This is a genomic window from Mammaliicoccus fleurettii, from assembly GCF_003970575.1.
In the GTDB taxonomy this organism is placed as follows: domain Bacteria; phylum Bacillota; class Bacilli; order Staphylococcales; family Staphylococcaceae; genus Mammaliicoccus; species Mammaliicoccus fleurettii.
Genome location: NZ_RXWZ01000008.1, coordinates 1 through 10,345, shown reverse-complemented (window position 1 = coordinate 10,345; position 10,345 = coordinate 1). Strand labels below are relative to the sequence as shown.

10 protein-coding genes and 1 pseudogene are annotated in these 10,345 nt (G+C 31.9%); 7 read left to right on the top strand and 4 right to left on the bottom strand.

Going from position 1 to position 10,345, the window contains the following annotated elements; translation table 11 throughout:
• The first annotated feature begins 661 nt into the window (after window positions 1-661).
• From exaC to CD129_RS00265, 4 genes are all read left to right on the top strand, one after another.
• Window positions 662-2,182, top strand: coding sequence for an acetaldehyde dehydrogenase ExaC (gene exaC / locus CD129_RS00280; protein WP_078357321.1), 1,521 nt, complete (start codon window positions 662-664; stop codon window positions 2,180-2,182).
• Window positions 2,183-2,515, top strand: a complete 333-nt coding sequence (locus CD129_RS00275) for a DUF779 domain-containing protein (protein WP_078357322.1) — start codon at window positions 2,183-2,185, stop codon at window positions 2,513-2,515. It abuts the gene before it with no gap.
• 68 nt (window positions 2,516-2,583) lie between these two features.
• Window positions 2,584-3,123, top strand: a complete 540-nt coding sequence (locus tag CD129_RS00270; protein WP_078357323.1) for a GNAT family N-acetyltransferase — start codon at window positions 2,584-2,586, stop codon at window positions 3,121-3,123.
• Window positions 3,124-3,135: 12 nt separating this feature from the next.
• Window positions 3,136-3,606 carry a 2-thiouracil desulfurase family protein gene (locus CD129_RS00265; protein WP_078357324.1) on the top strand — a complete coding sequence of 157 codons (471 nt, stop codon included), beginning with the start codon at window positions 3,136-3,138 and terminating at the stop codon, window positions 3,604-3,606.
• Here the strand turns inward: CD129_RS00265 and CD129_RS00260 are convergent.
• The gene (locus CD129_RS00260; protein ID WP_107509567.1) at window positions 3,581-4,150 is read right to left on the bottom strand and encodes an LOG family protein; all 570 of its coding nucleotides are present in this window, start codon (window positions 4,148-4,150) and stop codon (window positions 3,581-3,583) included. The two genes, CD129_RS00265 and CD129_RS00260, sit on opposite strands and share 26 nt — an antisense overlap.
• Before the next feature lie 78 nt (window positions 4,151-4,228).
• Between CD129_RS00260 and CD129_RS00255 the strand changes: the two genes are divergently transcribed.
• On the top strand, window positions 4,229-4,483 hold the full coding sequence (locus CD129_RS00255) for a hypothetical protein (protein WP_078357326.1): 255 nt from the start codon (window positions 4,229-4,231) through the stop codon (window positions 4,481-4,483).
• A gap of 106 nt (window positions 4,484-4,589) precedes the next feature.
• Here the strand turns inward: CD129_RS00255 and CD129_RS00250 are convergent, their stop codons facing one another.
• The 3 genes and pseudogenes from CD129_RS00250 to CD129_RS00240 form a co-directional block, all read right to left on the bottom strand.
• On the bottom strand, window positions 4,590-5,030 hold the full coding sequence (locus tag CD129_RS00250) for a YaiI/YqxD family protein (RefSeq protein WP_170167652.1): 441 nt from the start codon (window positions 5,028-5,030) through the stop codon (window positions 4,590-4,592).
• A gap of 254 nt (window positions 5,031-5,284) precedes the next feature.
• Window positions 5,285-5,866: pseudogene (locus CD129_RS00245) on the bottom strand (hypothetical protein); the annotation flags it as partial.
• 84 nt (window positions 5,867-5,950) lie between these two features.
• Window positions 5,951-6,796, bottom strand: a complete 846-nt coding sequence (locus CD129_RS00240) for an undecaprenyl-diphosphate phosphatase (protein ID WP_107509565.1) — start codon at window positions 6,794-6,796, stop codon at window positions 5,951-5,953.
• A gap of 160 nt (window positions 6,797-6,956) precedes the next feature.
• Here CD129_RS00240 and CD129_RS00235 point away from each other — a divergent pair, with 160 nt between their 5' ends.
• Window positions 6,957-8,570 (top strand): ABC transporter ATP-binding protein/permease, encoded by a 1,614-nt coding sequence (locus tag CD129_RS00235; RefSeq protein ID WP_107509564.1) that lies wholly within the window; start codon window positions 6,957-6,959, stop codon window positions 8,568-8,570.
• The gene (gene cydC, locus CD129_RS00230) at window positions 8,567-10,234 is read left to right on the top strand and encodes a thiol reductant ABC exporter subunit CydC (RefSeq protein ID WP_107509563.1); all 1,668 of its coding nucleotides are present in this window, start codon (window positions 8,567-8,569) and stop codon (window positions 10,232-10,234) included. Before CD129_RS00235 ends, cydC begins: the two co-directional genes overlap by 4 nt.
• Window positions 10,235-10,345: the final 111 nt, after the last annotated feature.

Sequence of the window (10,345 nt, the reverse complement as noted above, 5' to 3'; positions counted from 1 at the left end):
CACCTCTACAATTTTTCTTAGTCGATTACATTGTACTAAAGTGAGCTATATATGGCTCTTATTTTATTACACAATTATATGGACATATTCTCAACAAGCTAAATAGTGGGGCTGAATGTTGCAAGACAGGTGCGACTAGCAACATAGAGCGACTGAATATTGCAAGACGAGGTCGACTAGCAACATAGAGCGTCTGAATATTGCAAGACGGGTGCGACTAGCAACATAGAGCGTCCGAATATTGCAAGACAGTGTCGACTAGCAACATAGAGTGGCTGAATATTGCAAGACAAGGCAAACATGATAAATAGAGCCCTTGAACTTATCAAGACTGGCACAACATGATAAATAGAGCCCTTGAACTTATCAAGACTGGCCCAACATGATAAATAGAGCCCTTGAACTTATCAAGACTGGCCCAACATGATAAATAGAGCCCTTGAACTTATCAAGACGAGCCCAACATGATAAATAGCACGTCTGAATTTATCAAATCTCATCTCTCAATATCATATTTCAAATAATTATCTGAAATGTGTACAGTGATATTTGTAACTATTTATATAATTTTGTATTAATATTGTAAAATGCTTTTTAGTTGATGAAAGCGCTTGCGTCAATTAAAATTAATATGTAATCAATTTAAGGGAGGCGTTTTAATATGGCTTTTGAATATCCAACTGCAACAAATGCAAAATACAAAGTAAAAGATAAGTATCAAAACTTTATTGGTGGTAAATGGGTTGATCCAAAAAACGGTGAGTATTTTGATAATGGATCTCCGGTAACTGGTGAAGTTTATGCTAAAATGCCGCGTTCAACTAAAGAAGATGTAGATGAAGCGGTAAAGGCAGCACATAAAGCACAAGTTGAGTGGGCTAAAAAGTCACCTGCTGAACATTCGCAATTACTCTTAGATATAGCAGATCGTATAGAAGAAAATTTAGAAGAACTAGCTGTAATTGAAACATTTGATAATGGTAAACCGATTAGAGAATGTCTAGCAGCAGATTTACCATTAGTTGTAGATCATTTTAGATATTTCGCTGGTGTAGTGAGAGCAGAAGAAGGATCAATTTCACAAATTGATAATGATACTGTAGCTTATCATTTTAAAGAACCAATCGGAGTAGTTGGTCAAATTATTCCGTGGAACTTCCCATTATTAATGGCAACATGGAAATTGGCGCCAGCAATCGTAACGGGTAATGCTGTTGTTCTTAAACCAGCTGAACAAACGCCTGTATCTATTCTTCATTTAATGGAATTAATTCAAGATATATTACCTGAAGGGTTAATAAACGTAGTAAATGGCTTTGGTGCAGAAGCTGGTCAAGCTTTAGCAACTCATGAAGATATTAATAAGGTAGCATTTACTGGCGAAACAACTACAGGTCGTATTATCATGCAAAATGCAAGTCAAAACTTAATTCCTGTAACGCTAGAATTGGGTGGTAAGTCACCAAATATCTTTTTCAAAGACATTATGGATGAAGATGATGACTTCTTAGATAAAGCTGTTGAAGGTTTAGTCATGTTCGCATTAAACCAAGGTGAAGTATGTACATGTCCTTCTAGAGCATTAGTTCATGAAGATATTTACGAAAAATTTATCGAAAAATGTATAGCACGTGTAAAACAAATTAAAACAGGTAATCCACTTGATACTGAAACAATGCTTGGTGCACAAACTTCTCAAGAACAATCTGAAAAAATTAAAAGTTATTTAGATATTGGTAAACAAGAAGGTGCAGAAGTATTAGTTGGTGGTAACGTTCGTGAAGAATCTGGAGATTTAGAAAATGGATTCTATATTGAACCAACAATATTTAAAGGTACTCAAGATATGAGGATTTTCCAAGAAGAAATATTTGGACCAGTCTTATCATTAGCTACTTTCAAAGATGACGACGAAGCATTAGAAATGGCAAATGATACTTTATATGGATTAGGTGCAGGTATTTGGACAAGAAACCAAAATAAAGCTTATCGTTTTGGTAGAGGTATCCAAGCAGGTCGTGTATGGGTAAATAACTACCATACTTATCCAGCACATGCGGCATTTGGAGGATACAAAATGAGTGGTATTGGCCGTGAAAACCATAAAATGATGTTAGATCATTATCAACAAACTAAAAACTTACTCGTTAGTTATGACGAGAAGCCAGCAGGACTGTTCTAAATGACTGAACAAGTCACTGCTACAGAAAAAGCCAAATCACTCATTAGAGATTTAAAAAAGACACATGGTGAAAATCTTATTTTTCATCAATCAGGTGGATGCTGTGATGGTAGCTCTCCAATGTTATTCGTTGAAGGAACATTGATTATTGGAGATGTAGATGTGAAGTTAGGTGAAATTGAAGGTGTACCTTTCTATATGAACAAGAAGCAATACGAATATTGGAAACATACTAACTTAGAGTTAGATGTTGTAGATGGTAAAGGTGGAATGTTTAGTATAGAAGGCCCAACTGGTAAGAGATTTCACATTAGAAGTTCAGTAAGGTCATAATTTTTAGAAGGATGTGCTAAAATAATAGTACATCCTTTTTTTAATTTGATAAAGGTTGGGTGAAGAAAATGAGTTATTACATTGAAACAAAACGTTTAATACTAAGAAATTGGAAAGACGAGGATGTAGCTAAATTTCAAAGCATGAATGCAAATCCCGAAGTGAGAAGATACTTTCCAGATATACTAAGTTATGATGCAACTAAAAATGTTGTTGATCAAATGAAAGCGATTATTGACCAACATGAGATTGGTTTATTTGCTGTGGAATTAAAAGAAACAAAGTCTTTCATAGGTATGGTAGGGCTTAACTATATACCAGAGGGTAGTGAATTGAGTTTTCCTGAGTTGCCTTTTTATGAAATTGGATGGCGAATTGATAAAGATGTTTGGGGAAATGGTTTGGCAACTGAAGCGGCAGAAGCTGTCTTAACCTACGCAAAAGAACAAGGTATTGATGAAGTTTATAGCTTTACATCTGAAATTAATAAACCTTCTAGAAGAGTGATGGAAAAGTTAGAAATGGAGCATATTAGAGATTTCTTACATCCTAAAGTAGTACATGATGAACGATTAGCGGCTCACGTTTTATATCATAAAGTGTTATAAGGAGAAGATTATATGATCGTTATTAGTGCATGCTTAGTAGGTGAACAAGTAAGATACGACGGCAATCATAAATTAGATATATTTTATAAGAATTTAATAGATGAAAAAAAGGCGATAAGTATTTGTCCGGAAATACTAGGCGGACTTCAAGTGCCGAGAGAGCCTGCAGAGATTACTGGAGGAGATGGCTATGATGTCTGGAATAATCAAGCTAAGGTTATGACAGTAACTGGCCAAGATGTTACGCATCAGTTTAAAGAAGGCGCCAAAAGAGCACTTTCCATAATAAAGGACTTAGATGCCCAAACAGTAATATTAAAAAGTGATAGTCCATCGTGTGGCTCAACTGTCGTTTACGATGGAACATTTAAAGGAATTAAAAAAGAAGGTGTCGGTGTAACGACAGCCCTCTTTAAATTAAATGCTATTGAAGTTTATGATGAAAAATCATTTCATGCTACTTTTGATAATCACGAAGTTTAACAGGTTGAGCAACTTTCATTGAATCAAACATGCTTTGAATATCATCTTTAATTATAGCTAAATTTTTATAGTCTTTACTAACAAATCCAGTAGAAATCAAGTGTTCAATCATTGAGGATAAAGGATTGAAAAATTGTTTAATGTTCAATGCGGCAATAGGTTTATGATGTAAACCTATTTGCGACCAAGTATATATTTCGAAAAATTCTTCTAATGAACCCGCTCCACCCGGTAACATGACAAATGCATCAGCCATATCAGACATCATTTGTTTTCTTTCATGCATCGTTTCCACAACATGATATTCAGTTAAGTTTTCATGTGCTATTTCACGTTCTCCTAAAAATCTAGGCATTATACCAATTGCAATCCCATCATGGTCTAATACACCATTTGCTACAGCACCCATCATTCCAGTTGAACCAGCTCCATAAATTAATTCATATTTATTTTCTGCTAAGTATTTACCTAACGCATAAGCTTGTTCTGTGTAGATAGGGTCGTTACCTTTACTAGCTCCACAAAATACAGCAATTCTTTTCATATATATTACTCCTTTCACATATGTAGTATAATGATTTTAAATAGAGAATTCCATTTATTTTAAAAGGGGGTCTATCAATTGGACGTATTTCTAATGGTAGTACTTATCGTGCTCATTTCAACTACAGCCGGACTTGTCAAAAATCATCAATCGAAAGCAGTTAAAATCGAAAAAATTAAATCACAACGAGTTAAAGATGAATTAGAGCTAGAAAAAATAAAACATGAAAATTATTTATTAGAAACAGACAAAATGCGTATAGAACTAGAACAAATGAAAAATACTGATAATATTAATTTAGAGAAAGCTAAAAGCCAGCTCATAGAAAGATAAAGTAGATAATATATTAAGTTGTAATGAGCTAGTTCACAAATTATTGCCCGTTAGTCGGGAAAAGCTTCATCTATAAAATAAGACAATGTCACAAACTGACATTGTCTTATTTTATGAGGTTAGTTAGAAATTCCGAAAAAACTAAATGATCTTCTTGAGTAAGTTTTTTTGGTCCTTTTGTTCTACCACCTTGTTGTCGTACTTGTGCTGAAACATGTCTTTGTGTTAACAACTGTTCTATATTGTTTGTTGTGTATTCATAACCTTTATGATGAATAACGTGTTGGGCTTTATTTAATATAAGGCTCGCAAGTCCATAATCTTGTGTGACAACAATGTCGCTTGATTTTGTTAGTTTAACAATCCTAAAATCAGCACTGTCTACACCATGATCTACATAAGTGGTTGAGACATTTTCAGGGTATTCTTTTAAAGAGAAATGGTTAACACTTCTTATTATCAGAACGGAGATGTCTGTATCTTGAGTTATACGTATGACATCATCCGTAACTGGACATGCATCCCCATCTATAATGATTCGATTAATCATTTATTGCGACGTAAATTTTTTTTAGATTTTTTATGTTCAACTGTATGTTCGTCATATGGAAACTGATCGATATGTTGTTCCATTGATATTTTATGTTGATTAAATAGTTTGTGGCTAGATTTTTCTTTTTTCTCATTTCTAACTCGTTCGTTAACTAATTCTTGAATATTCGGCTTAGCTTGTTTTGAACTAACATCAGCTAATGATTTTGGTTGAGTGCTTTCCGAAGATTTCTGTTTGTTTTCTTTTTCTTGATACTTTTTGATTTCTTTAATACGTTGTTCTTTGTTTTCAGTTTCTAACTTTTGCTCTTCTTCTTCACGTGCTTCGATATTATCTTGTAGCTTCTTATCTAGCTTAGATACATCTTTTTTGTTTTCTTTTTCAAGCTTTTCGCCTTTTTTCGCTTGTTTCTTTTCAAGCTTTTGATAATATTCTAGTTCTTTAATACGGTCTTTTTTGTTTTCTTTACGCGCTTTTTCTTCTTCTTTATGTCGTTCATCAATATTTTTTTGTAGTTTTTTATCTAGGTGGTCAATTTGTTTTTGCAATTCTTTTTCCTCTTTCTTCTCTTCTTTAAATGGTTGTTTCATTTGTTTGTTATAGTCGTGTAAACGTTTCTTTTGGACAACATAAGATTTAACAGGTTGTGATTTTTCCGCAACTTTATCTTTTGTTTCAATCGTTTTATCTTTAACTTTATGAGAAAGGTCAACTGTTGTTTCAGTTACGTTTTTCACATCTGGGTGTTCTTTGATTTTTTTACGTTCTTTAATTAATGGTACTAGTACTAATGGTAGTGTATTGACGATTAATTTTACTTTATCATTCATGAGTCATTCCTCCGTATTAATTTCTAATTATATATCTTATTTAAATACCCTTAAACAACGACTTCAAACTGTAGTTTCTAAGTATTAACCTATGTTTTGGCCAATACCGAAACCGAAATAAGCAATAGCTATAATGATAACTAAGATAATTCGATAAATAGCAAAGGGTATTAATTTGACACGATTGATAAGTTTTAAGAATAATTTGATAGATATAAGACCAAATATAAATGATGCTATAAAGCCAACAATATAAAATGGTATTTGATCTAAAGTGATAAATTGTATATTACCTAAAAGTGCTTTTGCACTGGCAGCAAACATAATTGGAACTGCCATAATAAATGTAAAGTCAGAAGCTGCTTTATGATCTAATTTTAAAAATACACCTGTTGAAATTGTAGAACCTGAACGGCTAAATCCTGGCCATAAAGCAATCGCTTGTGATAAACCAATAACAAACGCTTTTGGATAGTTCATATCGTCTACTTTATGTGGATTTGGAACACGCTTAGAATAAATATCTGCTCCAATCATATAGATAGCACCTAGCAATAAACCAATTAAAACGGTTGGAACGCTAAATAAATGCTCCTCTATAAAATCATCAAATAATAAACCAAGTATTCCAGCTGGTACTAAACCAACAATAATGTGTGATAACTTTAATCGACGTTTCTTCTGTTCATTCTTTTTAATATGTAACATTTCTATATATCGACTTCTAAATATCCATGCTGCTGCAAGAATAGAGCCTAATTGAATAACAACTTTAAATGTAAATGCAGATTCACTTCCGAGAAATGATGTAGACTTTAGCCACATATCATCTACTAATATTTGATGACCTGTAGATGAAACTGGTGCAAACTCCGTTAAGCCTTCTACAATACCTAAAATTATTGCTTTTATTAATTCGATTATAATCATATTTTAGCTCCTCAAATTTTCTGAAAGTCTGTGGTTATTAGTAGACAATCACTGTATCATTATTGTACCAAATATTACATAATAATATGTGAATAATTAATAATACATTTTAGTTTATTTTTTAATTAAAGACGTTATAATAGAAAAAGGTGGTGAGATTGTGAAAGAATTAACAAAGTACAGTATGCAGTATAAACGCTTGCAAATTTTTATGTTTTTAGCATCATTATTACTTAGTTTAACTGTCATATTTCAAAATATATATTTAGGAAAAATTATAAATCAAATGCTCGTTGTTAAATCAAAGGATGAGCAACTTTACTTATGGCTAGCGATATTATTAGTTGTGCTGTTATTAAGAGCAGGCTTTAACTATTTGAATCAATTATCCGGTCAGAAACTTTCTTTTAAAGTTAAAAAAGATGTAAGAAATAAATTGATGGATAAAGATACAAAACGATCAAAAGTCACAATATTAACAGAAGTAGTTGAAGGTATACATCCATTTTATGAATCCTATTTGCCTCAAGTCTTTAAATCAACCATTATCCCAATTGTTATTATTATCACTTTATTTTTCATACATTGGCCGGCCGCTGTAATTATGATGATTACTGCACCGTTCATTCCATTGTTTTATATTGTGTTTGGTTTAAGAACGCGTGATAAAGCGAAAGATCAAATGCAATCTTTAGACCGTTTTGCAAGTGAGTTCATAGATTTAACGAAAGGACTCGTTTCATTAAAACTATTTAATAGAACAAATCAAACGACTGAAAAAATTCACAAATCCAGTACCTCATTTAGAGATTTAACGATGGAAATTTTAAAGAGTGCTTTTTTATCTGGATTAATGTTGGAATTTATTTCAATGCTAGGTATAGGTATTGTTGCATTAGAGGTAGGTTTGAGACTCATCGTATTCCATGATGTATCATTTGTTGTAGCAATTACGACATTATTATTAGCACCTGAATTTTATAATGCTATTAAAGATTTAGGACAGGCATTTCACACTGGTAAACAAAGTGAAGGCTATATAGAAATGATAGAAGAAATGAATAACGAAGAACAAACGAAACAATCATCTATTCAAATTAATCCAAATATGGACAATCAAGATATTATTCAATTTAACAATGTATCTTTTTCTTACCCTAAGCGTGACGATTTTTCTTTTGAAAATATTAACTTAAATATAAAAGAAAATAGTCATACTGCAATTATAGGTCCGAGTGGTGCAGGTAAATCGACATTGATTAAATTGTTATTAAATGAATTGAGTCCCAAAAAAGGTGACATCAGTTATAAGAAACCTTTAAAAATTGGTTATCTGTCCCAAAGACCTTACATTTTTAGCGCTTCTTTACTAGAAAATGTCACGATGTTCCTAAAATATGATGAGCATCATGTATTAAATGTATTAGATGAAGTGGGTCTTACGGAAAAAGTGTCTCAATTATCTAAAGGTATCAATACAATGATAGGTGATGGATACGAATTGTTATCTGGTGGAGAAATGAGAAGAATAGAACTTGCAAGATTGCTATTGCTTAATCCAGACGTTGTTATTTTTGATGAACCTACTACAGGGCTAGATATAAAAACAGAGCAGCTTATTGTTGATTCAGTTAATCAATTTGCACATGAAAAAACAGTTATAACAATAGCACATAGAAAAGCAGTTCTGAAATATGCCACTCACTATATCGAAGTACTTAATGGAGAGGTTCATGAAATAGATTTGCCTAGAAAAGGTGGTGTCATACAATGAAAAGATTATCTATAAAATTTGATAAAGATTTCTATCTATCTATTATAATAGGTGTCTTTGGTATGTTGACCGCCTTAGGTATGTTTGCGTTAAGTGGTTATATGATTTCTAAAAGTGCACTTGGAACACCACTATATGCTTTAATGATTTTAATCGTAACGATTAAATTATTTGGTTTTGTTAGAGCGATAACTAGGTATTTCGAAAGATTATATTCACATAGATCTACTTTTACAATGTTAAGAGATATACGGGTGGAATTATTTAATCATTTAATACCAATCGTTCCAAACGTGTTTAGAAGATATCGTTCAAGTGACTTGCTTACTCAAATGGTTAATAATGTCGAGCGATTACAAAATATATTACTAAGAGTGTATTATCCACCAATTGTCATTATTTTAACGACTGTAATCACGATTTTAGTTATGATTAATTTCAACATTTATGCCGGTATCATCATTGGTATATCAATGTTTATTTCAGTTATTTTAATTCCATATTTATCAGCAAAAAGAGCAAATATTCTCGCGGTGCAAGTTCAACAAAGTGAAGAGGACTATGTAGCAGAATATTTTGATTTCGAAAATGGTCGTTCAGAATTAAAAAGATTTCAGCAATTTTTACCTTTTAAAGAAAAAGTATTAAATAAACAAAATCAATATGAAGCGAAAAAATATAAAGAACAGAAATTTTTAAGTACGTATGATTTTATGTTGAACTTATCTTCAATGGTAAGTATATGGTGTATGACCATCTTATGCATATGGCAAATTCAAGATGGCGTATTAAATGCTGTATTCTTTGCAAGTATATTAATGATTACAATAACATTATTTGAACAAGCAATTCCTATGACGAACGTTGCATTTTATAAAGCAGATACAGAAAGAAGTCTTCAAAGTATCGAAGAAGTCATTAATCAATCATTTGATGAAACAGATGAAAGTTCAGTAGTAAATAAAGCTTTATTCAATGCCGAAAATTTAACTTTTAAATATGATTTTCAAGAAAGACCAACTTTAAAAAATATAGACTTTAATATCCAAAAAGGACAACATGTTGCAATCATTGGTCCATCAGGTTCAGGTAAAACAACATTGCTCAATTTATTAATGGGATTATATAGTGCGAATCAAGGTACATTATCTTATAACGGAGCATTATTATCACGAATAAATAAAGAAGAATATGTAGACGAAATCAATACAATGTTGCAACATAATCATTATTTTGAAGGCACAGTGAGAGAGAATTTATTAAATGAAGCTGAAGATAAAGAAATGAAACAAGCATTATCAACAGTAAACTTAAGCTATTTAGATTTAGACCAACATTTAACACAAAATGCAGAAAATATCTCTGGAGGAGAAAGACAACGGTTATCAATGGCAAGATTACTATTAAGAAGTGCACAAATCTGGATGCTTGATGAACCAACAGCATCATTAGATGAACAGAATGAAGAGAACATTATGAATGTATTATTAAATAAAGAAGATACAATTATCATTGTTACGCATAACTTAAAATATTTACAAAACTTCGATCATATTATTGTCATGAATGAAGGAGAGATTCTAGAGCAAGGTGATTATGAAACATTGATAGAAGACCGAGGATATTTGTATGATGTAATCCATTATAATGAGCAGTTAGTGTGAAATGAGAAAACCCAAGACATTATGAACTGTACCCTGTCAAGTAGACAACTAAATAATAAAAATGGATTTTTGGTCGAATTCATAGCTAAGCTATGGATTCGGCCATTTTTA

Bases quoted from the DNA above. Each gene is read 5' to 3' on its own strand.
- CD129_RS00240 (WP_107509565.1), bottom strand. From the start codon at position 6,796: ATGATTATAATCGAATTAATAAAAGCAATAATTTTAGGTATTGTAGAA.
- CD129_RS00260 (WP_107509567.1), bottom strand. From the start codon at position 4,150: ATGAAAAGAATTGCTGTATTTTGTGGAGCTAGTAAAGGTAACGACCCT.
- CD129_RS00265 (WP_078357324.1), top strand. From the start codon at position 3,136: ATGATCGTTATTAGTGCATGCTTAGTAGGTGAACAAGTAAGATACGAC.
- cydC (WP_107509563.1), top strand. From the start codon at position 8,567: ATGAAAAGATTATCTATAAAATTTGATAAAGATTTCTATCTATCTATT.
- CD129_RS00270 (WP_078357323.1), top strand. From the start codon at position 2,584: ATGAGTTATTACATTGAAACAAAACGTTTAATACTAAGAAATTGGAAA.
- exaC (WP_078357321.1), top strand. From the start codon at position 662: ATGGCTTTTGAATATCCAACTGCAACAAATGCAAAATACAAAGTAAAA.
- CD129_RS00275 (WP_078357322.1), top strand. From the start codon at position 2,183: ATGACTGAACAAGTCACTGCTACAGAAAAAGCCAAATCACTCATTAGA.